The following is a 24503-nucleotide window of genomic DNA, read 5'->3' as shown; positions in this document are numbered from 1 at the left end:
CCGGGTTTCGCGCATTCAGCGAGCGATCTGCCGGGTTGCGGGCGGGTGACGCTCGAAGCCCGTTCCTGCCAGCGCGTCGCGCTACAAGTCTCCAAACGATCATTGGTTCCGCGCGCCCGGCCGCAGCGTCCGGTAGCGGTGCGCCCTGTCCTGCGACCTCCGGCCGCCCCCTAGAGGCTTGACATATCGAGCAATTCAATTGAGCATGAACTCTAATCCTTTATTCATGAATTAAGGTTCACGATGGCAATCGCTGCGGTTCGCCTCAATCAGCTGGTCGAGACCAAGGCCCGCATTCTGGATGCCGCCAGGGACGCCGTGGCGGAGAGCGGGTGGAAGGACGCCCAGATCGCCCTGATCGCCTCACGGGCCGGCGTAGCCACCGGCAGCGTGTATCGCTACTTCGACTCGAAGGCGGACCTGTACGCGCAGGTGCTCGCCCTGGTTTCCGAGCGCGAGGTGGCCGTTGTCGCCGCGATCGTCGAAGCCGAGGGATCCGCGTCCCAATGTCTGGTGGACGCGATCTACACCTTCGCAGTCCGGGCGATGCGCGGCCGCCGTCTGGCCTACGCGCTGATCGCCGAACCCTGTGAACCCGAGATCGACGCGGCGCGGCTGAAATACCGGGCGGCCTTGGCCGATCAGATCGCAACGCTGGTCCGGCGCGGCATCGCCGACGGCGAGTTCGTCGATATCGATGCGAATGTCGCGGCATCCTGCGTGGCCGGCGCCTTCATGGAGGCGCTGGTTGGTCCGCTGGCGCCCGAGGCAGCCCCGGACTCCGACGCGGCGAAGGCGATCGCACAATCGATCGCGGGGCTCTCCGCGCGCATGCTGTTTCGCCATCCCCCGCCTGAATTGACCCCTGTCTCGAGAGTTTCCGCATGAATGCGCGTGTCCGGCCGGTTGCCGCCGCGGAAGTGAAAGCCAGTACGTCCGTACGGCATGCTGTACGAGGAGATCACGGCGTCGAGCCTCGTCAAGACAGACATCGAGGGGCGGACCTTGCTGCAGCCCGACCACGGCTACAATGTCAACGTAGCCGGCTTCTATCTGCACGCTCCGATCCACCGTGCGCGGTCCGATGTGAAGTGCGTGCTGCATACTCACACCAGGGCGGGGCCCGCGGTCAGCTCCCTTGCCGAAGCGCTGCTGCCGCTGTCGCAGACGGCGATGCGGTTTCACGGACGGATCGGCTATCACGATTTCGAAGGGCCGGCGATCGATCGCGACGCATGCGATCGTGTCGTCGCCGACCTCGGCCGCAACAACGTGCGATCCTGCGTGATCATGGCCTGCTGGTCTACGGCAGCACGATTCCACAGGCGTTCAACGCGATCTACTGGCTGGAGCAGGCCTGCCGGATCCAGGTCGATGCGCTCGGCTGCGGTCGGCCGCTGCACGCGCCGAGCGAGCTGGCGATCGGCAACACGGTGACCTGCTTTGCCAGCACCGAGATCACGCTGGACAATGAGCGCGACACCAATCCGGTGCTGAATGAGGTGGCGCAGAATCTGCAGGCCGGCTACGGGCTGCTGGAATGGCCGGCGATGCGGCGCGGGCTCGACCGCATCGACGCGGGCTACGCACAATGAGCACGTCGCAGGACCCGCTGCGGATCGGCTTCATCGGCGCAGGCCGCGTGGCGCAGACGCTGGCGCCGGCGTTCGCCCGCGCGGATCTGAACGTCGCGGCCTTCTACAACCGCGGTCCCGATGCCGCGCAGCACCTCGGATCCCGCATCCCGTCGGCGCGGCCGATGAGCGACGCGCAACAGGTCGTGGACAGCTGCGACATGGTCTTCCTCACGGTAAGCGACGACGCGATCCTGCCGGTCTGCCGCGGTCTGCGCTGGGAGCCGCGTCACCGCGTGGTCCATTGCAGCGGCGCGACGGAACTGGCGGCGCTCGACCACGCGCGATCCGCGGGCGCCGCAACCGGCGGATTTCATCCAATGCAGATGTTTGCCAATCCCGACGTCGCGCTGGAGGGCCTGCGCGGATGCACGGTCGGCATCGAGGCTGAAGGCGACTTCCGGCACGACCTTGAGCGGCTGGCTGCCGGTATCGGCTGCGAGCCGCTGGCGCTGCCGGCCGGCGTGCGGGCGCTCTATCATGCCTCGGCCTACTATGTCGGCCCGTTCCTGATCGCGCTGCTCAAGGAAGGCGTCGAGCTCTGGAAGAGTTTTGGTGCCAGCGAGGCTGACGCGCTGCGCGCCATGATGCCGCTGCTGCGAGGCACGGTCGCGGCCGTGCTCGACGGTGGCCTCGCCCACGGCATGGGTGGCTGCGTGGCGCGCGGCGACGTTGGAACGATCGTCAAGCACCTCACGGCCCTGGACGAACGCTTCCCTTCCTCGGGCGCGCTCTATCGCGAACTGGCGCTGCGCAATGTCCCGCTCGGAATCGAGCGTGGCACACTGAGCGCTCCGCGCGCCGCGGAGATCGAGCAGCTGCTGCTCCGAACCCGGCAAGACCAGGCGGCATCCTGATCCAAGAAAAAAGGCCCCGGTTCGCTGAACCGAGGCCCTTCAACTTCTTGCTCTCCGCTCACATCGAGCATCAGGCGGCGGTAGAAGCCTTCGCTTGCTGCTTGGCAGCGGCGGCGGCCGCCTCATCGCGGCGGATCTCCGAGAGCTTCTTCTGGACCTGCTCGGCGAAGATGTACTGCGCCGGACGCTGCTTCGACATGTCGATCTCCGGCGCCATCGGACCCGTGGTCTTGATGCCGCGCAGTGCGACCCACATCGCCTTCAGCGGATTGTTGATCGCAGCGGTGGCCGCGGTCGGCTCGTAACCGCAATGGGCCATACAGTCGGCGCACTTCTCGTACTTGCCGGTGCCGTAGCTGTCCCAATCGGTGGTGTCCATCAGCTCCTTGAAGGTCTTGGCGTAGCCTTCACCGAGCAGATAGCAGGGCTTCTGCCAGCCGAAGATGTTGCGTGCCGGCATGCCCCAGGGCGTGCACTCGTATTCCTGGTTGCCGGCCAGGAAGTCGAGGAACAGGCCGGAATGCATGAAGTTCCACTTCTTGCCCTTGCCGAGCGCAAAGACGTCGCGGAACAGCTTCTTGGTCTTGGTGCGGTTGAGGAAGTGCTCCTGGTCAGGCGCACGCTCATAGGCGTAACCGGGCGACATCGAGACGCCGACGCCGAGCTCGGTGGTGAAGTCGAGGAATTTGGCAATCTCCTCGGCCGGATGGCCGTCGAAGATCGTGGCGTTGACGTTGACCGTGAAGCCGCGCGCCTTCGCCGCCTTGATCGCGGAGACGGCGCGATCGAACACGCCCTTCTGCGACACCGCCTTGTCGTGATGGTCCTTCAGGCCGTCGAGATGCACCGAGAAGAACAGATAGGGCGACGGCTCGAACAGATCGAGCTTCTTCTCGAGCAGCAGCGCATTGGTGCACAGCGAGACGAACTTCTTGCGCGCCACGAGACCGCGCACGATCTCGCCGATTTCCTTGTGGATCAGCGGCTCGCCGCCGGGGATCGCCACCATCGGCGCGCCGCATTCATCGGCTGCGTCCCAGCATTCCTGGGCGGTCATGCGGCGGTTGAGGATCGCATCGGGATAGTCGATCTTGCCGCAGCCGACGCAGGCGAGGTTGCAACGGAACAGGGGTTCCAGCATCAGCACGAGCGGATAGCGTTTGCGGCCAAGCAGCTTCTGCTTGATCAGATAACCGCCGATACGCATTTCCTTGAAGAACGGTATAGCCATTAGACGATTTTCTTTCTGCACTTATCAAAGGGAAGTGGGTTCAGATCAGCCCGTAGTCAGTTCGGCCGGCAGCCGGAATTCAATATTCTCTTCGCGGCCCGGAACCACCGAGACCGACACCGGTCCGATGCGCCGCAGGGCCTCGATGACATCGTCGACCAAAACCTCAGGTGCCGATGCACCCGCCGTAATGCCGACAGCCTTCGCATCCTTCAGCCAATCCGGGTTGAGCTCGCTCCCATCGGCAATGAGATAACTCGCGACACCAACCTCGGTGCCGATCTCACGAAGCCTGTTCGAGTTGGAACTATTGGCGGCCCCCACCACCAAAATGACATCCACCAGCTTACCTAGGTCCCTTACCGCAGATTGGCGGTTCTGTGTCGCATAGCAGATATCCCTGATGTCCGGGCCTTGAATATCTGTAAATTTTGCCTGGAGCGCCGCGATAATGTCCCTGGTGTCGTCCACGGACAGGGTGGTCTGGGTGATATAGGCGACCGGGGCGTCGGTCGGCAGCCGCAATTCCGCCACATCCTGAACGCTCTGGACCAGCAGGACCGGTCCTGGAACCTGGCCCATGGTTCCTTCGACCTCGGGATGGCCGGCATGCCCGATCAGGATCAGGGCGCGGCCTCTCGAGATGTAGCGCTTGCCTTGGTTGTGGACCTTGGTGACGAGCGGGCAGGTGGCATTGAGCACGGGCAGGTCGCGGGCCTCCGCCTCCTCCTCGACGCTCCTGGCGACGCCGTGGGCACTGAAGACGGTGACCGCCTTGGGCGGCACTTCCGACAGGTCCTCGACGAAGATCGCGCCCTTCTTCTTCAGGCTTTCGACCACGTATTTGTTGTGAACGATCTCGTGGCGGACATAGACCGGCGGGCCATATTTCTGCAGCGCGCGTTCGACGATTTCGATCGCGCGCACAACGCCCGCGCAAAAGCCGCGCGGCTGGGCAAGAAACACTTCCATAGGACGTCCGTTACGCAAATTGCACCAATCTCATTCCATGCCTGCGGCTTTTTCGGCAACGCACTCCGCTCGGTCGGACGCCGCAACATCAGTTGCAATGTCCGCACCAGCTCAGGTCCTGCACGTGATCCGCGCCCTCAAGGGCATGGAAATACAGGGATTTGTGGCAAAAAGGTAGCGCTTCGAAGGGGGGAGCGGTCCGCGAGGCGAGAGGTGTAAGGTATTATGGTATGGATTTTGGGCCCTTCGACGGCCCGTCTTCCTCACTTGTTCGTCACTTTATCGCCCACTCCTGCGGTTTATACCGGCCACTCGTGGCCGTTCCTTTATTTTGGAACCTCCTCGCCATCCCGTCGAGGAAGATAACCAAAACAACATTAGATCGGTCCCCGGAACTCCGCTACAGAGCGGGCGTTTTCGGCCATGCTCCCAGAGATTAGAAAGAAACGAAGTGCTGACAAATATTGTCGTCTCCGTTGTTAGGACCTGTACGCGCTTTGCCCTTCCGGTTGTCATTCTCTCGGTGCTGCTGTCGATCGGCGCCGGCTTCTATACGGCCCGCAACTTCTCGATCAACACCGACATCAACAAGCTGATCTCGCCGGATCTGGATTGGCGCAAGCGCGACAACCAGTTCGAGGAAGCCTTTGATCGCGAGCGGCTGATCCTGGCCGTCGTCGAGGCGGCGACGCCCGAGCTGACCAGCTCGGCCGCGAAGGCGCTCACCGCAAAGCTGCAGGCCGACAAGAAGAACTTCGAGGCGATCACCGCGCTCGGCTCGGGCGAATTCTTCGAGAAGAACGGCTTGCTGTTCCTGCCGACCGAAGAGGTCGGGAAGGTCACGGCCCAGCTCGAATCGGCCGCGCCGCTGATCGAGATCATGGCCGGCGACCCTTCGATTCGCGGGCTGACCGGCGCGCTCGAGACCGGCCTTGCCGGCGTCAAGCGCGGACAGGTCAAGCTCGACAATGCCGCTCCGCCCTTCAACCTGATCTCGGAGACGGTCGAGACCGTCCTCGCCAAAGGCAATGCGACCTTCTCCTGGCGTGAGCTGACCAGCGACAAGCCGCTGACCGATTCGGACAAGCGCGCCTTCATCGAGATCAAGCCGATCATCGACTATTCGGCACTTGAGCCGGGCAAGGCCGCGACCGACGCAATCCGCCAGGCGGCCGCCGATCTGAAATTCCCGACCGAGTATCACGCGCGGGTTCGCCTGACCGGACCGGTGCCGATCGCCAACGAGGAATACGCCACCGTCCAGGACGGCGCGATCACCAACGGCATCGGCACCGTGGTGATCGTGCTGATCATCCTCTGGCTGGCGCTGCATTCCGGCAAGATCATCTTCGCCGTGTTCGTCAACCTGTTCATCGGTCTTGCCCTCACTACCGCGGTTGGCCTGATGATGGTCGGATCGCTGAACCTGCTCTCAATCGCCTTCGCGGTGCTGTTCGTCGGACTTGGCGTCGATTTCGGCATCCAGTTCAGCGTCCGCTACCGCTCCGAGCGTTACAAGAACGACAATCTGACGCTGGCGCTGGAGAACGCCGCGCGCCGCTCGGCGGTGCCGCTGTCGCTCGCGGCGATGGCGACCGCCGCCGGCTTCCTGTGCTTCCTGCCGACCGACTACAAGGGCATCTCCGAGCTCGGCAAGATCGCCGGCGCAGGCATGCTGGTGGCCTTCACCACCAGCATCACCGTGCTGCCGGCGCTGCTCGACCTGCTCAATCCGCCCGGAGAGAAGGAGCCGGTCGGCTACGCCTTCCTGGCGCCGCTCGATCACTTCCTTGAGAAGCATCGCGTCCCGATCATCGTCGGCACGATCCTGGTCACGGTCGCAGGCCTGCCGCTGCTGCACTACATGAAGTTCGACTTCAACCCGATCAATCTGCGCAACAAGCAGGCGGAATCGATCGCGACCTTCCTCGATCTGAGGAAGGATCCGAACACCGGCGCCAACGCCATCAACGTGATGACGCGCTCGGAAGACGACGCCAAGAAGATCGAGGCCAAGCTCGAGAAGCTGCCGGAAGTATCGCGCGTGATGTCGCTCGACAGCTTCGTGCCTGATGATCAGCCGGCCAAGCTGAAGCTGATCGCGCAGGCGGCCAAGACGCTCGGCCCGGCGCTCAACCCCGACTCGGTCGATCCGGCGCCGTCGGATCAGGAGAACGTCGAGTCGCTGAAGAGCTCGGTCGACAGCCTGCGCAGGACCGCGGGCGACGGCAAGGGACCGGGTGCGGTTGCCGCGCGCCGGCTCGCCGACGCCCTGCAGAAGCTTGCCGATTCGAGCCAGGCCATCCGCGACAAGGCGCAGGACGTCTTCGTCGCGCCGATGAAGATCGTGTTCGATCAGCTCCGCAACACGCTGCAGGCCCAGACCGTCACGCTGCAGAACCTGCCGCCGGAATTGATCGCGAGCTGGAAGACCAAGGACGGCCTGATGCGCGTCGAGGTCGAGCCGAAGGGCGATCCGAACGACAACGACAATCTGCGCCGCTTTGCCGACGCCGTGCTCGCGGCCGAGCCGACCGCGATCGGTGGACCGGTCTCGATCCTGAAGTCGGGCGATGTCATCGTGAATGCGTTCATCCACGCCGGCATCCTGGCGCTGGTCACGATCGGCCTGCTGCTGTGGCTGACGCTGCGCCGCATCGTCGACGTGCTGATGACGCTGGTGCCGCTCCTGGTCGCCGGCATCGTCACGCTGGAGATTTGCGTGCTGATCGGACTGCCGCTCAACTTCGCCAACATCGTCGCCCTGCCGCTGCTGCTCGGCGTCGGCGTCGCCTTCAAGATCTACTATGTCACGGCATGGCGGCAGGGCAGGACAAACCTGCTGCAGTCGAGCCTGACGCGTGCGATCTTTTTCAGCGCGCTGACCACGGCGACCGCGTTCGGCAGCCTGTGGCTGTCCAGTCATCCCGGCACCGCGAGCATGGGCAAGCTGCTTGCGCTCTCGCTCGTCACGACGCTTGCGGCAGTGCTGCTGTTCCAGCCGGCGCTGATGGGCAAGCCGCGCGAGGCCCTCAAGGAGGAGGATATCGCCAACGACGTCACCTGACGTGCAGGCGATCCACCGTTGATCCGGCTTGGCGGCAATGTGCCGCCGAGCCGCAAATTCAGCCGGGTGTCAACACGACGAGGTAGCCAGCGTGCTCGCGCGCGGCGTCGCCCGCTGGCCTCCGTCAGTGCGTCGATCGTGCAATGTCGGGGAGCAGGCAGATATCGCCGACGACGTCAGCCGATGCATTGGCGGTGCCGGGGGCACCGGCTGCCGGCTTTTGACCCGGCTTGGCGGCAGGCGCTACCGCACCTGTCGTCTTCTGCGGCGGCGCTGCCGATTTGGGCAGGGCGCCCTTCGGTGCCGGGCTGCCCGCGGCAGGCGGGTTGCCGGCGACGCTCGGGGGGATCGGCGGACCGACGCGGGTCCAGGTCTCGCCGCCGCACAGGAAGCCGAGCACGCAGCCCTGGATCTCGAGCTGATCGGTGCCGACCGGCTTGATGGTCGAGCTGTAGAGCTGGCCATCCTTCGCGTTGTAGACTTGGCCTTCCCACGCGTCGGCGCCGGCCTTCTTCTTCATGTCGATCAGGATCGGCATGCCGAGGGTCGGCCTGCTTTGCTTCGCCGGATCAGGATTGTTCTTATCCTTGCCGCCGGGGGTTTTTTCCCAGGACACCGCACCCCACATGTTGCCATTACACTGGGCGACGCGGATGGTGGCGACACCGTCCGCGACCTTCCAGTCGCCGGTCGGGTCCGCTGCAAGTGCCGGTGATAATACGGTGGCCAAAAATAAACCTGAAAAGGCTATTGTACGCGCGAAAGTTCTTGGGCAGTGCAACATGGTCCAAACCTGTGCTTAACTAGACGATCCGAGCGGGGGTCAAAACGCCGCTAGCGAGCGTTTTAAGTTGACGAGATGGCCATCAACCGACGTATGTAACGAATGGTAAGTTCCAATTTAGACGTTTCCGAGATTTTTGTGGAGCGCGAGGGGCAGCGCGGTGCCATGCACACGCGTCACCTCAATGAGCAGCTCGTGCGCGTCCTCAAGACCATCGGCTATGACGTCGGCTTCCAGAAGGGGCAAGGCCAATACCTTTTCGATCGTCAGGGGGCTCGTTACCTTGATCTATTGAGCGGATTTGGCGTTTTTGCGATTGGCCGCAATCATCCGGCCCTGCGCAAGGCGCTGAAGAGCGTGCTCGACGCCGATCTGCCCAATCTGGTCCAGCTCGATGTCTCGACGCTCGCCGGCGTGCTCGCGGAACGGCTTCTGGAGTATGTTCCATATCTAGACAAGGTGTTTTTCGCCAATTCCGGTGCCGAAACCGTCGAAGCAGCGATCAAGTTCGCGCGCGGCGCCACCGGCCGTCCGGGCATCGTCTATTGCGGGCATTCGTTCCACGGCCTGTCCTATGGCGCGCTGTCGCTGACCGATGATACGAATTTCCGCAGCGGATTCGAGCCGCTGCTGCCGGGCTGCACCCCGATCCCCTACAACGATCTCGAAGCGCTGGAGAAGGCGCTGTCGTCACGCCAGGTCGGCGCGTTCATCGTCGAGCCGATCCAGGGCAAGGGCGTCAACATGCCCACCGACGAGTTCCTGCCCGGCGCGCTGGCGCTGTGCCGCAAATACGGCACGCTGTTCATCGCCGACGAGATCCAGACCGGCATCGGCCGCACCGGCAAGTTCCTCGCGATCGAGCATTGGGGCATCGAGCCCGACATGGTGCTGCTCGCGAAGGCGCTCTCCGGCGGCCACGTGCCGATCGGCGCCCTGCTGACGCGCAAGCACATCTTCGACAAGATCTTCAACCAGATGGACCGCGCGGTCGTGCATGGCTCGACCTTCGCCAAGAACGATCTGGCGATGGCTGCCGGCATCGCCACGCTCGATGTCATCAGGAACGAGAAGCTCGTCGAGAACGCCGCCAAGCGCGGCGCCGAGCTGCGCCTTGCGCTGACGCGCATGGTGCCCGGCTATGAGCTGATGAAGGAAGTCCGTGGCAAGGGCCTGATGATCGGCGTCGAGTTCGGTCCGCCGAAATCGCTGCGGCTGAAGGCGTCGTGGAATCTGCTGGAGACCGCCAACAAGGGCCTGTTCTGCCAGCTCATCACGGTGCCGCTGTTCAAGGATCACAAGATCCTGACCCAAGTCGCCGGCCACGGCCTCCACACCATCAAACTGCTGCCGCCGCTGATGATCACCGAGGAAGACTGCAGTTGGATCGAGAAGTCGTTCGACGACGTGATCGCCGGCAGCCACAAGGTGCCCGGCGCGATCTGGTCGCTCGGCAAGACGCTGGTCGACAACGCGGTCCGCAAGTCGGCGTAAAGTTGGAACCCGTAGCCCGGATGCAGCAAAGCGAAATCCGGGGTTTTCGATCCTTGCGAGACTGTCCCGGATTTCGCCTCGCTTCATCCGGGCTACAAGTCGTCACCCTTCCTTGTTCGCGCGCATCGCGCTCTCGAACTTGTCGCCGAACTCGGTCAGTTCGTCGGCGCCGAGATCGCTGACCGCCCAGTAATTCAGGCCGCGGTCGCTCCAGCGCCGGATGTTGAAGCCCTGCAGCGTCGAGATCTTCGCGGTCTTGCGTTCGGTGTTCGCGGTCTGCGCCACGAACAGGTTGATGACGTGTTGGCGGCGCTTGTAGACCACGGCGCCGATCTCGCGGGCGTTGACGTAGTCGAGCCGGCCGCCGATCAGGGTGAAGCCTTGCGCGGTGAGATCGATCACCGGCGGCGAGACGTCGAGCTTGCCGTTGAACCAGGGCTTGACCGTATGCTGATCGGTTGAGACCACGTCAATGAGGTGGCCGGCCTGCAGCGAGCGCAGATGCGCCGACACCACCTCGTTCTCGATGCGCTGCTCGTCGTCGTTGCGCAGCACGATCGCAACCAGGCCAGTCGCGGCCATCGCCGATACCGCGGAGCCCATCGCGAAGCCGCGCAGCACCGAGCGTCGGGTCGGCGCCGCCTGCGGCTGCGGTTGCGGCAATGCCTTCTCGATCTTGCGGCGCAGCTCGAGCGGCGCCTTGTAGCGCACGTCGCTCTCGGCGATCGCCTGGCGGATCTCCTGATACTCCTTCATGAGAGCGGCGCAATGCGCGCACCCCTCGACATGGGCTTCCACTTCGCGTGCATGGCCGGCATCGAGTTCGCCGTCGATCAGCGCGTGGATCAGCACTTCGGCTTCCTCGCAGGTCATTTCACTTGCTCCTGTTCCGCAAGCCATGCCGATCGCAGCATGGCGCGGGCGCGTGCGAGGCGGGACATCACGGTGCCGACGGGCACGGCGGCGACATCGGCGATCTCGCGGTAAGAAAGATTCTGAATTTCCCGGAGCACAAAGGTCTCGCGGAACGGCTCGGCGAGCGCCGCGACCAGCTTGCGTACGGTGTCGCCGTCGAAGCGGCGCAGCAGCTGCTTTTCCGGGGTCTCCGGCGCCTCATTCCACATAGGCGTTTGATCGCCGCCTTCGGGCAGCTCCTCGACCACGGTCGGGGCAGTCTTGCGCCGGGCATATTCGGCGCGGCAGACATTGCGCAGGATCGCGAACAGCCACGGCTTCATTGCCGGGCCCCGGTAGCTGTCGAAATGTTTGTAGGCGCGTAGATAGCATTCCTGCACCGCATCCTCGGCGTCGGCGGCATCGCGCAGCAGATAGCGCGCCAGCGTATAGGCGTCGTCAAGGTACGGCAGCGCGGCTTCGCGGAAGCGCCGCGCCTTTTCGGGATCGTCTTGCGACGCATTGACAACCATCGTGTTCTGCCCGGCATGTCGTGAGACGGCTTGCGCCCGGCCGGGGGCTGTGGGCCACCGGCCGGGCATCGCAGTGATCGTATGGCTGGTCACGTTACCCAACCTTGATACTGCCTGTCATGTGCGGATGCAGCGAGCAGAAATACTTGTACTCGCCGGGCTCCGTGAAGGTGAACGAGAAGGTGCCGTCGGTATCCATGGTCTTGGAGCGGAATTTGCCCGCACACACCACGGTGTGCGGGATGTCGTCGCGGTTGGTCCAGGTCACGGTGGTGCCGACCTTCACGTCGAGCGGGTTCGGCGCGAACGAGAAGTTGTCGATGTGAACCGCGACGTCTTCGGCACGGGCCGCCGTGACCGGCAGCAGCATGGTCGCGACCACGGCCATACCGAAGTCGCGTCGGTTGATCGAACTCATGGTCTCTTCCCTTAGCCTTGTCCGTTAGCCCTGCAGCGGCGTGTCGATGATCGCCAGCGGCTGGCTGTTTTGCTTGAAGTTGATGCTTGCTACGCCGAGCATGCTGCGCAGCTTGGCATCCTCGACCTTCATCGGGCCGGGCGAGGGCGCGGCACCCGGCGCCGGCTGCGGGAAGGCCGTCGAACGCGCGGTGTGGAAAGTGACGTTGCCCTCGACCTTCTGCATCACCTGGTGGATGTGGCCGTTGAGCACAGTGACCGAGCCGAAGCCCTTGACGTATTCCAGCGCGCGGGCGCCGTCCTCGGTGCCCCAGCCCCATTGCGGATAGACCGTCCACAGCGGAATGTGGGCGAACAGCACGATCGGCGTCGACTTCGAGCGTCCCTTGAGGTCGTTCTCGAGCCATTCGAGCTGCTCGTTGCCGAGATTGCCGAGGCCGCCGCCCTTGAGGTCGACGACGTTGACGAGGCCGACGAAGTGCACGCCGCCGGCGTCGAAGGAGTAGTAGCCCGGGCCCTTGGTGCCCTTGCCGTAACGCTCCTTGTAGAGCTTGACCTCCTCGTCGATGAAATCGTGTTCGCCGGGCACGTAATGCACGTCAAGCTTGGCCTGCGAGATGATGCGATCGGCGTCGTCGAATTCGGACGCCTTCGACAGATGCGTGATGTCGCCGGTGTGGATCATGAACGACGGCTTGACCTGCATCGCCCGGACCTTGTTGATCGCCTCCTCAAGTGTGCCGATCGCGTTCGGGTTGGCCGGCTTGTCGAAGCCGACATGGCTGTCGCTGATTTGCATGAAGGTCATGCCGGTGGTGGCTTCCGCCGCTGCCGCCGAGCCGACGATGCCGAGTGAATGCGGCACGCCGCCGGTAATCGTCCAGAGTACGCCGGTGCCGGCCCAGGTCATGCACTCCAGCACCTTGCGTCGGCTGACGCCTTTCTCTTCATCGTGGTGATTGTGATCGTGTCCGCTCATGACAAGTCTCCCATGGGCCCAAGGATTGGGTTTCCGGGGAGGTGATCGGCGTGCCCAAGGGTTTATTCCCGCGGCTTTGGGGGAGGTTCAGGGCCGGGATGACGATTTCGTGAGAGCCGGAAAGCCGGCCGTGACGTTGGGCCGCCATGCGGGCGGCGCGACAGGTGGACGCAAGGGCAAGATGCGCCATTGAAGGCCCGGGGCCTGCAACGCTATCGACCCCGCAAACCACTGATCGGTCGGAGAAAATATGTCTGAGGTCACCGGCGGCTGTCACTGCGGCGAGGTTCGTTACGAGGTGACGGGGGAACCGGTCGTCCATGCGCTCTGTCACTGCACCGATTGCCGGCGCCATGCCGGTGCGCCGATGGTCGGTTGGGTGATGGTCGCTGAAGGCATGGTCAGGGTGACCAAGGGCCAGCCCGGCATCTACCGGTCCTCAGAGCATGGCCGGCGTCATTTCTGTGCGAACTGCGGCACCGGGCTCTTCTACACCAACGGCAACATGTTGCCGGGGTTTATCGACATCCAGAGCGGCACCTATGATGATCCCGGCGCGGTGCCGGCCACCATGCATATCCAGGTCGCGGAGCGGCTGCGCTGGATCGAGGCGGCGCATGAGCTGCCGACCTACGATCGCTTTCCGCCGATGGAATGACCGGGCACCTGCCGGCGCAGCGGCGATGATACGCGCCGCAACATCGTCATGCCCCGCAACGTAGATGAACAGCCGCAACAAAGCTGTCTTGCAGCCGTCAGCATAATGTCAGCGCTCCGGCATATGAATGGCAGACTTCATTCGCCACCGGGAGATCATCATGAGCGACCACGCAGGCGTTGAGCACCATCACAAGGCTGCAGAGCATCACGAGCACGCGGCGCGTCATCATCGCGAAGCCGCCAAGCACCACGAAGCCGGCGACCACCACAAGGCGGCGCATCACGCCCACAGCGCCCATGGTCACGCCAGCCATGCCCAGCATCACCACACCGAGGCCAGCCGGCATCACGCCGAGCACCACGGCGAACACTAAAAAAGTTCCAGTACTGCGTGAGTGGCTTACGCCGTCCCCGCAAAGGGACGGCGGTTCTTTTGGCAGGAGGCGCTTTGCGCTGATGATTTCATTCGTCAAACGTCTGACCATTCACGGACAAACCAGCACGGGGCTCTTCGCCTGCGCCAGCACCTTGTTCGTCACACTGCCGATCAGGAGCATGGAGAGTCCGCTGCGTCCATGCGACGACATGACGATCAGGTCGCAACGTTTGTCCGCGGCCGCGTCGATGATCGCTTGATGGGGTTGCTCGTTCTCCGCCAGCATTGTTTCGCAAGACACGCCGGCCTCCTTAGCCGACCTGGCCGCGTCGTTCAGCGCGTTGGTCGCCTGCTCTTTGCGCATGGCAGCAAAGTTGGCGACTGTTTCGCGGAAATGTCCCGTCAATTCTGAAAGAGGTTCCACGACGAAGATCACGGAGACCTTGGCTCCGATGGATTTGGCGAGCGCCAACCCTTGTGCGATCCCATGCCTCGCCAGTTCCGACCCATCCGTCGGAATGAGAATATGCCGATACATGCTTCAACCCCCATGCGGGTTCAGGAATTCGCGAGCGAAGAGCGACGCGGGACGGATGGCGAAACTTGAAGGTCGTCTGAACGAGGCAGCGCAAACGTCAGGTCGTGACGCTCGAGAAGCCTTGGCAAGGCAGACCGCGCTGCGGAATGTCGTCCGAAGCGCACCGCGCCATCCGGGGCTTATTCGTCCTCGTCCTCCGGACCGCCGTGCTGCTCGATCGCATTTCGCATGCCCCGCATGACGGCGAACGACACGAAGGCCATCCTTCTCTTCTGGTCATCGCTCAATGTCTTGTAGAGCGGCTCCCAGGCATCGGAGAGCTTCTTGAGGTCGGTCCCACGCTGAATTAGCCGGTCCGCTCTGCGTTGCATCATCTCGACCGGATTGCCGTCATGAAGGCCGTCCATCGGATCGTTGTCGTGCATTTCGGCAAGCTTCGTCAGCCGAGCCTGTCGGTTTTGCGCTCTCGTTCGGATCGCATCCTCGATGGCCGGCCAGTATTTCTCCTGATCGGGGGTGAGTTGCAGGGCGGCTTTTACGATGCCGACGCGCATGTCGGTCAGGCTCTTGAGGTCGGCGGCACTGGGTGACGCCACACCGACGGTCGGGGATGTCTCTGCTGCGAAGGTGAGAGACGAGGTTGTCATCAAAAGTGCGATCACTGCGGCGGCTGCGTTCCTCGTCATTGCGGGCTCCTGGGCGCTGTCGTGGATCTCCCAGAGAAGAAACGCACAGGCTGATCCGGCGCAGGTTGATCTAGGTCAAAGGGGCAAGGAGCCGAGATAGGGACATGCTTCTGACCGTTCGAAAAATGGCCGGGACTTCGGACAGGGCGCCATGGCGCACGCCGCTGCCGGCGAGACGGCGAAGAGGGATTGAGCTAGATCAAGACAGAGCCGCCCTTGGTGATCAGAAATTGCTGCCCAACTCGTTTCAGCGGGCAGTACCATGCATCTTCTGCTCAAGGAAATTCGACATAATCCGCTGCTTTGGATGTTGATCTTCGTGCCGATCGTGCTTGTGGTCGAAACGGCAGCTCCGTCCGCCCACACAGCCTTGTTCGTGCTCGCTGTCCTCGCCATCGTGCCGTTGGCTGCTCTTCTCAGCCACGCGACGGAGAGCGTCGCGGAGAAGACCGGCGACGCGATCGGAGGCCTGTTCAACGCAACGCTGGGAAATCTGACCGAACTGATCATCGCGATCGCGGCGCTCCATGCGGGAGAATACATGCTGGTCAAGGCATCGATCGCCGGTGCCATCGTCACCAACTCGCTCTTCATGCTTGGTGCATCGTTCCTGCTTGGCGGGCTCCGCCATCATGTTCAGGAGTATAATCGGGCTGGTGGGAGGATGTACGCAGCGTTGCTGCTGATGGCAACGATTGCGCTGCTTGCCCCCTCTGCCGTCGCCGATCTTGATCCGGCACGCGGCGAGGCCATGGCGCTGACACTCAGCACGGGCCTCGCGGTGCTGCTGATCTGCGCCTATGGGCTCGGCTTGCTGTTCTCGCTCAAGACGCACAAGGAGCTGTTCGCAAGTGAGGAGCATGGCGAGGCTGCCAGCGCCGGCTGGCCGATCGGACTTGCGTTGGGTACACTTCTCGCGGTCACCGTGCTGGTTGCCCTGGTCAGCGAAATATTCGTGAGTTCGGTGCAGAAAGCCGGTGAGACGCTGGGATTGAGCCCGGCATTCGTCGGTTTCATCATCGTCGCGCTGGTCGGCGCCGCAGCGGAAATGGCCGTGGCGTTCGCCGCGGCGCGCAAGAATCGGCTCGACATGAGCGTCAGCATCGCGCTCGGGAGCGCTTCGCAAATCGCGCTGTTCGTCGCGCCGGCGCTGGTTCTTCTAAGCTACGTTATCGGCCCGAAGCCGATGGACCTGCAGTTCTGGCCGGGTGCCGTGACGATGGTCATGATCGCCTCCGTCACGTCCTGCTTCATCACCAACAGCGGACGGTCGGCATGGTTCATTGGCGCCTTGCTCGTGCTGATCTACGCGATTTTCGCCATGACGCTGTACATGGTGCCGCCGGGATCGCATGCTCCGGTTTGACCAGCGTCGAATTGCTCGATCGTGAGCTGTTCCGACCGCTCCGGACGCAGCCTCTATACGCTCATGCGTCTTGTTCCTCGTCGAGAGCGTTCGCGCTCCGGCTACTGGCAGAGATGTTGGCGGCCATCCTCGCCACGAAAATACGTGCCGGGCTGGCAGACGAAACCCTGACCGTTCGAAGGATAGTGGTAATAGCCATACGCGCCGGCTGCCGCCGCAGCGCCCACGGCAGCGGTTCCGTACACCGCCCTTCGCGTCTGGCGACGCGCGACGCCCGCGACGCTCACGGGCGTCAAAGGACGGCCGACGCGCGCTTGCGCGCTCTGGACGGAAATCGAGACGCCACTCTGTTCCGAGCGGTCAAGGGATAGCAGCATGGCACAGGCGAAGACGGCCGTTGCCAGCGTGAATGTCCGCGAAATTGTCTTCATCGCTCTCCTCCAAGCAAAAGCTCCCGATCAATCCAATTTGAAAGCCGTCAGCGCGTGGAGCCGTTGATCTGGATCAAGCCCTTGGCGCAAGCTCGACCGGGCCACAATTGCGATCGTAGCCTCCATTGGCGCGTGACCTATTCTGGACGGCCTCGCCGAATCCGAGCAGCCCGACCTGGCGCCGCGACGGCATGAACCATCTGTCGACGACGGGTCGGCCGGATCAGTACTGATACTGCTGTTGCGGACAGACCATTTGACCGTATCGATTATAATAGCAGCCCTGGTTGCCGTAGTAGCCATAGCTGCCGTAATACGCTCCGGCTGCGGCCGCGGCGCCGGCCGCCGCAGCGCCATAGCCCCAACCGGGTCGATAGTAGCCTCCGCCATAACCGGGATAGCCGGCGACGGGACGGCCAGGGCGTCCTGCAATCGGTCGGCCAGGATAGCCCGGGCGCCCGGCAATCGGACGGCCCGGATAGCCCGGACGACCCGCGATCGGGTGTGAGGGACGCGCGCGGCCGGCAGCACGATATCCTCCGCCATGGCTCCTTCCTGCATGCATCCTTCCGGCGCCGGCATGCATGCCGCCGCCGCGATGAAATCCGCCGCCTCCGCCGCCGCGGAAGCCGCCGCCTCCGCCACGGCGGGCATAGGCGTCATCAGGAGCCAGGGAGACAGCAACGAGAAGCAGAGCTGCCAGAGCGGCGAGGATACAACGAAGCATGGCGTGTCCCTCCCTAGTGGACGATGTTGCGAACCGTCAAACTGCGTCGCTCGCGGGACGCCGAGTTGATGTAGATCAACGGAACGCCAAGCATGCACGGTTCCGCGGGCGCTCCCGCGCCAGCAACAGGCGCCTACTTCAAATTACTCAGGCACAATCTGCACTTTGCTGTCGAAGCGGCATTGCCTAGACTACGAGACGGGGGAGGCTGCGCGACTTGTCGTGTTATCCTCAGTCAGGCGACAGCCCCCTTCATTGCCGAGTTTCACTAACTTTTTTCGCCCGCTGCGCAGCCGGAATTGTTGAACCAACCTTGATTCGAGGCGTTCTGCAGCAGCAGGACCCCGCGATTTGCAGCGGCGATGATGAGGACGGAGTCGGAGACATCAGCCTCGCAGTGACATTCCGCCGGGCTTCTCTCCAATCTCCATCGCTTTGGCCGTGTTCTGCACAGTGGCATTGCTTCAGGGAGAAAACGAACTTGCGGAAAGCGGATGTAACGTGCGCGTGCTGTGGTGCGGGTTTCCGGCGGTTGGAGCTATGGTCCGAACCCGGCGTCAAGGGTGAGTATCATTGTCCGGTTTGCGACTACCTGCTTGAGGCATTTGATGGCACCAACCTGATCGTCTACCGGCTGACGATCCAGCCGGTGCGCGCACCGGTTTACTCGATGAGGCACTTTGACTACCGATGATGACGTGGTGATCGATTGTCATCGGCGCGCTTGAGGCAAGGCGGACCCCAATTTGCCGATGAGCAGGTGCTCTAAGCGGAGCGCTCGGAAAACGTCCTGACCGCAGTGACCATCAACTCCGGCGCCTCCTGCGCGACACAGTGCCCGACATTGTCGAATGTCCAGCGGCTGGCGTGCGGGATCAGGGCGGCGGCGCGGTCGGCCATCTCCTTGTAGATCGGCCATGACTGCTGAGCGGTGGCGATGCGGACCGGGCAGGCGATCTCGGAGAACCACGGGAACGGATTGCCGCGCGCATCGCCGGTGTAGATCTGCTCCATGGCCTGGAAGATCGGCCCGAGCAGCGCCGACTCGATCTCGGGCGTACAGCGCAGCCGCATGCGGCCGTCGTCGAGCCGCGCAAAGCCATGATGAACATAGGCCCATAGCGACGGCTCGGTCCACGGCGCGAACGCCGGCGCGGCGCGCAATCGTCGGAACAAATCGTCGGCATTGTCGAATTCGGCGCGGCGGCGCAGCACGCCCTGCACCGATCCGTTCGCGATCTCGCTCAGGCCGCCGGTGCGCGGCGTGCGTGGATCCATCGCGGTCGGTTCCGTCACGAACAGCCGCGCGAAGCGATCCGGCATCAGCTTCGTGGCGAGCATCAGGTCGGTCGCGCCGGCGCTGTGACCGATGCCGTAGATGTCCTGGAGATCGAGGCGTTCGACCACCATGCAGACATCGTCGGCGAAATCCTGGAACTGATAGCGGTCGGCCGGAGGCTTGTGGCTCAGGCCATGACCGCGGCGATCGAGCGCGTAGACGGTATAGTCAGCGGCCAGTGCTTCCGCGACTTCGGTCCATACTTCGGCGACAAAGCCGGTGCCGTGCAGCAGCAGCGCCGGCGGCTTGCCGGAGGCAGGCTCGCCCCATCGTGCCAGCGCGATCTGCGCGCCGGCATCGCCAACGAGAATGCGCTTGCTCGAGTTCATCGTCGTTCTATCGCGCATCCTGCAGGATCATCGTTGCCGCCTTCTCGGCGATCATCGCGGTCGGCGTGTTGGTGTTGCCGGAGGTGATGGTCGGCATGACAGAGGCATCCGCGATGCGCAGGCCGTGGAGGCCGTAGAAGCGCAGGCGCTCGTCGACGACGGCCATCGGATCGTTGGCCGTTCCCATCTTCGCGGTGCCGACGGGATGGAAGATCGTGGTGCCGATGTCGCCGGCGGCCCTGGCGAGCGAGGCGTCGTCGTCGCCGACGGAAGGACCCGGCAGGAACTCCTCGGGACGATATTGCTCCAGCGCCTTCTGCTTCATCAACCTGCGCGTGGTGCGGATCGCGTCGGCCGCGACCTGGCGGTCGTCCTCGGTCGACAGGTAGTTCGGTGCGATCGACGGCTTGTCGTCCGGCGCGGTCGAGCGGATGCGCACGGTGCCCCGCGAGGTCGGCTGCAGATTGCAGGCGCTCACCGTGATCGCGGGGAAGCGATGCAGGGGGTCGCCGAACTTGTCGAGCGACAGCGGCTGCACGTGGAACTGGATGTTGGCGCGCGAGCGCGTCGCATCCGAGCGCGTGAAGATACCGAGCTGCGACGGCGCCATGGTCAGCGGTCCGCGGCGGCGGAACGCGTAGTCGAGGCCCATCAGGCCGCGGCGCACGAGGTTGTAATAGGTCTCGTTCAGCGTGCGCACGCCCGATACCTTGTAGATCGCGCGCTGCTGCAAATGGTCCTGCAGATTGTGGCCGATGCCCTGCACGTCAGCCACGATGTCGACGCCGAGCGGCGACAGCCATTCGGCCGGGCCGATGCCGGAACGGTGCAGCACCTGGACCGATCCGATCGCGCCCGCGCAGAGGATCACCTCGCCCTTGGCGCGCGCCTCGACGGCCTCATTACCTTGGCGAAACAGCACGCCGGCGGCGCGGCCGCTCTCGATGATCAGGCGGTCGACCAGCACGTCGGTCTCGAGCCGCAGGTTGCTGCGCTTCAGCGCCGGCTTGAGGAAACCGCGCGCCGACGACCAGCGCCGCCCGCGCTTCTGGTTGACGTGGAAATAGGAGGTGCCTTCATTGTCGCCGGTGTTGAAGTCCGGGATGCGCTTGATGCCCATCTCCTCGGCGGCATCGCCGACCGCATCGAGGATCTGCCACGACAGCCGCGGCGCCTCGATGCGCCAGCCGCCGCCGACACCGTGATGCTCGCTTTCACCGAGGAAGTGATCCTCCAGGCGCTTGAACGCCGGCAGCACGTCCTCGTAGCTCCAGCCGGCGAGGCCGAGCTGCCGCCAGTGATCGTAATCCGCGGCCTGGCCGCGCATCGAGATCATGGCGTTGATCGCCGACGAGCCGCCGATTACCTTGCCGCGCGGATAGGCGAGCGCACGGCCGTTGAGACCGGGCTCGGCCTCCGTCTTGAACATCCAGTCCGAGCGCGGATTGCCGATCGCGAAGAGATAGCCGACCGGGATGTGAAACCAGATCCAGTTGTCCTTGCCGCCGGCCTCCAGCAGCAGCACGCGCTTCTTCGGATCGGCCGACAGGCGGTTGGCCATGATGCAGCCCGCCGTGCCTGCGCCGACGATAATGTAGTCGAAATCACCCTCGAGCCTTCGCGGCATGTCCTCGTTCCCGGGAAGCGTCTTTTGTTATTGCCTATTAGGCAGAGGCAGCGGGTCGAGACAAGTCCGGCCGATGGCGCCGGGCATGTGCTGGATGATCAGGGACGGCTCGGTTCGGCGAGTGGGACCTCGGGGCCGGGCCTCGGCACACAGAGAATCAGGGTCAGCATACCTATCGCGAGCACGGCGCCGACCAGGGCGAGCGGTGTGTAGATGCTCCCGGTCGCGACATTCATCCATCCGATCAGGGCAGGGCACACCGCGCCGCCGAACGAGCCGATCGCGCTGATCAACGCGATACCGCCCGCCGCGGCACTGCCCTCCAGCATCGCGTTCGGGATGGTCCAGAACAGGGAGAGGATCGCGAAGATGCCGATCGATGCGATGGCGAGCAGGGTCACGGTCAAGAGGATGCTGCCCTGCGCGGCCTGCAGCGCGATGAAGCACGCCGCCGCGACCAGGCCGCAAGCGACCACGTGCCAACGTCGTTCCCGCGTGCGATCGGAACTGTAGCCGATCGCGACCATGCCGATCGCCGACGCCACCGAGATCGCGCCGCTCAACCAGCCGATCTCGGTGGTGGTGACGACGCCGACGCGCTTGAGGAGCGTCGGCGTCCACAGCAGGATGGTGTTGAGCGAGCAGAAGAAAGCGAAATAGATGAAGGACAAGAGATAGACGCGCGGCTCGCGCAGCGCCGCCGCGAAGTTGCGGGTGGTGCCAGGGGCGGCGGCACGATCGCGAGCGAGATCGCTTGCGACCTGCCGCTGCTCGTCGGCGTTGAGCCAGCTCGCGGCCCGGGGCCCGTCGGCGAGATAAAGATACGCGGCGATGCCGAGCAGCACGGCGGGAACACCCTCGAGGATGAACAACCACTGCCAGCCATGCAGACCATGGACGCCCTGCATGTGGTCCATGATCAGGCCCGACAACGGTCCCGCGATGACGCCGCCGAGCGGCACCGCCATCACGAACAGGCTGGTCATGCGGCCGCGCACGCGGTCCGGAAACCACAGCGTCAGGTAATACAGGATGCCGGGGAAGAAGCCGCCCTCGGCGGCGCCGAGCAGGAAGCGCAGCAGATAGAGGTGATACTGGTTCTGCACCAGCGCGAGCAGCACGGTCACGGCGCCCCACAGCACCATGATCCGCAGCAGCGTCTTGCGCACGCCGATTCTGACCAGCAGCAGATTGCTCGGCACTTCGAGCGCGACATAGCCGACCGAGAAGATGCCGGCGGCAAGCCCGAACACCGCGTCATCGATGTTGAGGTCGTGCAGGAATTGCAGCTTGGCAAAGCCGATGTTGAAGCGATCGATGATCGCAACCGTATAGCACGCCAGCAGGAACGGGATCAGGCGCCAGGCGATCCGTCCATAAAGCCGCGAATGGGCCGCATCCTGCATCGAAACCTCCAAGTGATTCTTTTGATTGTTGAGTCGGTTGGCGCCGCGAAGGAGGCGCGCTCCCTCGCCCCGTTCTTGCGGGGAGAGGGCTGGGGTGAGGGGCTGTCTCCGCATAATGCGGCGATAGCCGAGTTCACGGGGGCTCCCCCTCACCCGGAACGCATCTGCGACGCGTTCCGGCCCCGCGCCGCGCGCGGGGAGAGGCGAAGCGGAGCCCGTTGTTCTGATTGAATACGCTGCTAGCCCGCCTTCGCGCTGGGAAACTCCAGCATCGCTTCGCCGGCGGCGACGGTCTCGCCGCGCTGGTTCTGCACGGCGACATCGACCAGCACCCAGCGCGATTTGGCGGTGGTCTGCTTGGCCTTGATGGTGCCGGCCGGGCGGATGGTGTCGCCGGGCTTCACCGGCTTCAGCCAGCGCGTCTCGAGCCGGCGATGGATCGCGCCGGCGGGAAGCGCCCAATCGGTCAGCATGCGCGAGATCAGGCCGAAATTGTTCATGCCGTGCATGATGATGCCGCCGAAATTGGTCTTGCCGAAATCGCCTTTCATGTAGTCGTCGTCGAGATGCAGCGGGTTGTAGTCGAGCGAGGCGTCGCAGAACAGGCGGATCGATTCGCGCGACACCGCGAAGGCGGGGCCGTCGATGGTGTCGCCGGCCTTGAGAGTTTCGAAATTCGCATATGTCATCATGATTCCCTTTACATCGGACGGATGGTCTGGCCGCGACCCGAGCAGATCACGTCGCCATGCTGGTTGAAGAAGACGTTGTCGTGCACCACGAACAGCCGCTCGCGCTTGATGAACTTGTCGAGCGCGCGGGCCTGCAGCGTGATGGTGTCGCCGGGGCGGGCAGGGATGTTGTAGCTCCACGATTGGCCCGCATTGACGGTGCCGGGCGAGCGCATCCAGTCGTCGGCGGGCGTGCAGGCGAACATCAGGAGGATATGGATCGCGGGCGGCGCGATCAGCCCGCCATAGGGCCCGGCCTTCGCTGCCGCCTCATCCAGATAGAGCGGGTTGGTCTCGCCGACTGCACGGCAGTACAGCGCGATCGCGTCCTGCGTGAGCAGGTAGGGCAACGTCTTGCGCGGCTCGCCGGGGACGATGTCGTCCCATACCTTGCGCAGCTTCGCGTCCTTCCAGAAATCGGTTTCGAACGGGGTGGCCGCAGAACTTTCTGCTTGCGCCATCGAGGATCCTCCTGCTATTTGGTTCGTCAGGCGAACAATTCATTCGCTGCGTGAATTGACGCTAGCGCGGTCGGGTGTCCCTGACAAGCGGGCAGCGCCGCGTCATGCGCAGGCCGCGATGCGGGCTGCGACGTGACGAGCAAACGCGGCAGAATGGTGCCATGAGCAAAGAGAGTGACGGCTTCGTGCGCGCGATCGCGCGCGGTTTCTCGATCATCGAAGCCCTCGGCAAGCCGCCGGGCCGGCACACGTTGGCGGAGGCCGCCGACACTGCCGGTCTCAACCGCGCCACCGCGCGCCGCATCCTCGCGACCCTGGTGGCACTGAAATACTGCGCGTCCGACGGACGCTATTTCAGCCTGCGTCCGCGCGCGCTCGGGCTCGGCCTGTCCTATCTCAATGCATTGCCGTACTGGGCGCATGCGCAGCGCGCGCTGGAGAATTTGCGCAACGAGATCGGCGAGTCCTGCGCGATGGCCGTGCTCGACGAGGACGAGATCGTCTATGCGCTGCGGCTGCCGGCGCGGCGGATCCTTTCGGCCAATCTCGGCGTCGGCAGCCGGCTGCCCGCGCATCTGGTGTCACTCGGCCGCGTCATGCTCGCGGCGCTGCCGCCTGGCAGCCGGGAAGCTTATCTTGCGAGCGGCGGCTTCAAGCAAGTCACGCCGCGCACCGTGACCGATCCGGAGCGTCTCGGCGAACTGCTCGCGCGGGTCGAAAGCGACGGCTATGCCTGGGTCGACGGCGAGCTCGATCCCGCGATCTGCGGCATCGCCGTGCCGTTGCGCGACCCGGCCGGCGCGGTGGTCGCGGCGCTCAGCGTCAATACGATCTCCGGCACGGTCAGCGAGGCCGGCGCTCGCAAGAAATTTCTGCTGCCGCTGCGCCGCACCGCACAGGAGATCCGCAGCCAGATGCTCACCTCGGGCTAGGCGCGCGCTCTGGATCAGTCATTGTTTCCCAT

General features: G+C 64.0%; 24 protein-coding genes and 1 pseudogene. 8 read left to right on the top strand and 17 right to left on the bottom strand.

Annotation, left to right across the window (positions count from 1 at the left end; translation table 11 throughout):
• The first annotated feature begins 243 nt into the window (after nucleotides 1–243).
• The 3 genes and pseudogenes from AKN83_RS06820 (at nucleotide 244) to AKN83_RS06810 (ending at nucleotide 2491) form a co-directional block, all read left to right on the top strand.
• Nucleotides 244–888 (top strand): TetR/AcrR family transcriptional regulator, encoded by a 645-nt coding sequence (locus tag AKN83_RS06820; RefSeq protein WP_050406714.1) that lies wholly within the window; start codon nucleotides 244–246, stop codon nucleotides 886–888.
• 57 nt (nucleotides 889–945) lie between these two features.
• Nucleotides 946–1595, top strand: a pseudogene (locus tag AKN83_RS42025) (class II aldolase/adducin family protein).
• Nucleotides 1592–2491 carry a Rossmann-like and DUF2520 domain-containing protein gene (locus tag AKN83_RS06810; protein WP_050406713.1) on the top strand — a complete coding sequence of 300 codons (900 nt, stop codon included), beginning with the start codon at nucleotides 1592–1594 and terminating at the stop codon, nucleotides 2489–2491. The pseudogene AKN83_RS42025 and the gene AKN83_RS06810 overlap by 4 nt, the downstream one beginning before the upstream one ends.
• A 70-nt stretch (nucleotides 2492–2561) precedes the next feature.
• Here the strand turns inward: AKN83_RS06810 and hpnH are convergent, their stop codons facing one another.
• Nucleotides 2562–3722, bottom strand: coding sequence for an adenosyl-hopene transferase HpnH (gene hpnH / locus AKN83_RS06805; RefSeq protein WP_050406712.1), 1161 nt, complete (start codon nucleotides 3720–3722; stop codon nucleotides 2562–2564).
• A gap of 45 nt (nucleotides 3723–3767) precedes the next feature.
• Nucleotides 3768–4694 (bottom strand): 4-hydroxy-3-methylbut-2-enyl diphosphate reductase, encoded by a 927-nt coding sequence (gene ispH, locus AKN83_RS06800; protein ID WP_050406711.1) that lies wholly within the window; start codon nucleotides 4692–4694, stop codon nucleotides 3768–3770.
• A gap of 451 nt (nucleotides 4695–5145) precedes the next feature.
• Between ispH and hpnN the strand changes: the two genes are divergently transcribed.
• The gene (gene hpnN / locus AKN83_RS06795) at nucleotides 5146–7761 is read left to right on the top strand and encodes a hopanoid transporter HpnN (protein ID WP_050406710.1); all 2616 of its coding nucleotides are present in this window, start codon (nucleotides 5146–5148) and stop codon (nucleotides 7759–7761) included.
• A gap of 124 nt (nucleotides 7762–7885) precedes the next feature.
• Here the strand turns inward: hpnN and AKN83_RS06790 are convergent, their stop codons facing one another.
• Complete coding sequence (locus AKN83_RS06790; RefSeq protein ID WP_050406709.1) at nucleotides 7886–8545, bottom strand: DUF2147 domain-containing protein; 660 nt, start codon at nucleotides 8543–8545, stop codon at nucleotides 7886–7888.
• A 102-nt stretch (nucleotides 8546–8647) separates the two neighbouring features.
• Here AKN83_RS06790 and hpnO point away from each other — a divergent pair, with 102 nt between their 5' ends.
• Entirely contained in the window at nucleotides 8648–10039 is a 1392-nt protein-coding gene (gene hpnO / locus AKN83_RS06785) for an aminobacteriohopanetriol synthase HpnO (RefSeq protein ID WP_050406708.1), read from the top strand.
• A gap of 102 nt (nucleotides 10040–10141) precedes the next feature.
• Here the strand turns inward: hpnO and AKN83_RS06780 are convergent, their stop codons facing one another.
• The 4 genes from AKN83_RS06780 to AKN83_RS06765 form a co-directional block, all read right to left on the bottom strand.
• Nucleotides 10142–10912 carry an anti-sigma factor family protein gene (locus AKN83_RS06780; protein WP_050406707.1) on the bottom strand — a complete coding sequence of 257 codons (771 nt, stop codon included), beginning with the start codon at nucleotides 10910–10912 and terminating at the stop codon, nucleotides 10142–10144.
• The gene (locus AKN83_RS06775; protein ID WP_050406706.1) at nucleotides 10909–11466 is read right to left on the bottom strand and encodes a sigma-70 family RNA polymerase sigma factor; all 558 of its coding nucleotides are present in this window, start codon (nucleotides 11464–11466) and stop codon (nucleotides 10909–10911) included. The genes AKN83_RS06780 and AKN83_RS06775 overlap by 4 nt, the downstream gene beginning before the upstream one ends.
• Nucleotides 11467–11560: 94 nt before the next feature.
• Nucleotides 11561–11884 carry a cupredoxin domain-containing protein gene (locus AKN83_RS06770; protein ID WP_050406705.1) on the bottom strand — a complete coding sequence of 108 codons (324 nt, stop codon included), beginning with the start codon at nucleotides 11882–11884 and terminating at the stop codon, nucleotides 11561–11563.
• Nucleotides 11885–11908: 24 nt separating this feature from the next.
• Nucleotides 11909–12862: a metallophosphoesterase family protein gene (locus tag AKN83_RS06765; protein WP_050406704.1), complete on the bottom strand. Its 954-nt coding sequence runs from the start codon at nucleotides 12860–12862 to the stop codon at nucleotides 11909–11911.
• 250 nt (nucleotides 12863–13112) lie between these two features.
• Here AKN83_RS06765 and AKN83_RS06760 point away from each other — a divergent pair, with 250 nt between their 5' ends.
• Complete coding sequence (locus AKN83_RS06760; protein WP_050406703.1) at nucleotides 13113–13520, top strand: GFA family protein; 408 nt, start codon at nucleotides 13113–13115, stop codon at nucleotides 13518–13520.
• A gap of 97 nt (nucleotides 13521–13617) precedes the next feature.
• On the opposite strand, the gene AKN83_RS39480 is transcribed toward AKN83_RS06760, so the two are convergent.
• The 3 genes from AKN83_RS39480 to AKN83_RS06745 form a co-directional block, all read right to left on the bottom strand.
• Nucleotides 13618–13995 (bottom strand): hypothetical protein, encoded by a 378-nt coding sequence (locus AKN83_RS39480; RefSeq protein ID WP_172803497.1) that lies wholly within the window; start codon nucleotides 13993–13995, stop codon nucleotides 13618–13620.
• Nucleotides 13996–14007: 12 nt separating this feature from the next.
• Entirely contained in the window at nucleotides 14008–14436 is a 429-nt protein-coding gene (locus AKN83_RS06750; protein ID WP_050406701.1) for a universal stress protein, read from the bottom strand.
• Nucleotides 14437–14615: 179 nt separating this feature from the next.
• Nucleotides 14616–15098, bottom strand: coding sequence for a Spy/CpxP family protein refolding chaperone (locus AKN83_RS06745; protein ID WP_244521911.1), 483 nt, complete (start codon nucleotides 15096–15098; stop codon nucleotides 14616–14618).
• Between the two features lie 286 nt (nucleotides 15099–15384).
• Here AKN83_RS06745 and cax point away from each other — a divergent pair, with 286 nt between their 5' ends.
• Nucleotides 15385–16488 carry a calcium/proton exchanger gene (cax, locus tag AKN83_RS06740; protein ID WP_050406699.1) on the top strand — a complete coding sequence of 368 codons (1104 nt, stop codon included), beginning with the start codon at nucleotides 15385–15387 and terminating at the stop codon, nucleotides 16486–16488.
• Nucleotides 16489–16589: 101 nt separating this feature from the next.
• Here the strand turns inward: cax and AKN83_RS41090 are convergent, their stop codons facing one another.
• The 7 genes from AKN83_RS41090 to AKN83_RS06705 all read right to left on the bottom strand — a co-directional run bounded on the left by AKN83_RS41090 (nucleotide 16590) and on the right by AKN83_RS06705 (nucleotide 23539).
• The gene (locus tag AKN83_RS41090) at nucleotides 16590–16919 is read right to left on the bottom strand and encodes a hypothetical protein (protein ID WP_063695217.1); all 330 of its coding nucleotides are present in this window, start codon (nucleotides 16917–16919) and stop codon (nucleotides 16590–16592) included.
• 223 nt (nucleotides 16920–17142) lie between these two features.
• On the bottom strand, nucleotides 17143–17646 hold the full coding sequence (locus AKN83_RS06730; protein ID WP_083991951.1) for a hypothetical protein: 504 nt from the start codon (nucleotides 17644–17646) through the stop codon (nucleotides 17143–17145).
• 765 nt (nucleotides 17647–18411) lie between these two features.
• Nucleotides 18412–19314 (bottom strand): alpha/beta fold hydrolase, encoded by a 903-nt coding sequence (locus tag AKN83_RS06725; RefSeq protein WP_050406697.1) that lies wholly within the window; start codon nucleotides 19312–19314, stop codon nucleotides 18412–18414.
• 7 nt (nucleotides 19315–19321) lie between these two features.
• Nucleotides 19322–20941, bottom strand: a complete 1620-nt coding sequence (locus tag AKN83_RS06720) for a GMC family oxidoreductase (protein WP_050406696.1) — start codon at nucleotides 20939–20941, stop codon at nucleotides 19322–19324.
• 98 nt (nucleotides 20942–21039) lie between these two features.
• Nucleotides 21040–22347 carry an MFS transporter gene (locus AKN83_RS06715; RefSeq protein ID WP_050406789.1) on the bottom strand — a complete coding sequence of 436 codons (1308 nt, stop codon included), beginning with the start codon at nucleotides 22345–22347 and terminating at the stop codon, nucleotides 21040–21042.
• A gap of 239 nt (nucleotides 22348–22586) precedes the next feature.
• A complete protein-coding gene (locus tag AKN83_RS06710) occupies nucleotides 22587–23036 on the bottom strand; it encodes a MaoC family dehydratase (RefSeq protein ID WP_050406788.1) in 450 nt (149 codons plus the stop codon).
• An 11-nt stretch (nucleotides 23037–23047) separates the two neighbouring features.
• Nucleotides 23048–23539, bottom strand: coding sequence for a MaoC family dehydratase (locus tag AKN83_RS06705; protein ID WP_050406695.1), 492 nt, complete (start codon nucleotides 23537–23539; stop codon nucleotides 23048–23050).
• 161 nt (nucleotides 23540–23700) lie between these two features.
• On the opposite strand from AKN83_RS06705, the gene AKN83_RS06700 reads away from it, so the two are divergent.
• Nucleotides 23701–24471 (top strand): IclR family transcriptional regulator domain-containing protein, encoded by a 771-nt coding sequence (locus AKN83_RS06700; RefSeq protein WP_050406694.1) that lies wholly within the window; start codon nucleotides 23701–23703, stop codon nucleotides 24469–24471.
• Nucleotides 24472–24503: the final 32 nt, after the last annotated feature.

Source organism: Bradyrhizobium embrapense (assembly GCF_001189235.2).
Lineage (GTDB): Bacteria > Pseudomonadota > Alphaproteobacteria > Rhizobiales > Xanthobacteraceae > Bradyrhizobium > Bradyrhizobium embrapense.
Note: the sequence above shows the minus strand (reverse complement) of the source record. Positions and strands in the feature narration are given on the sequence as shown.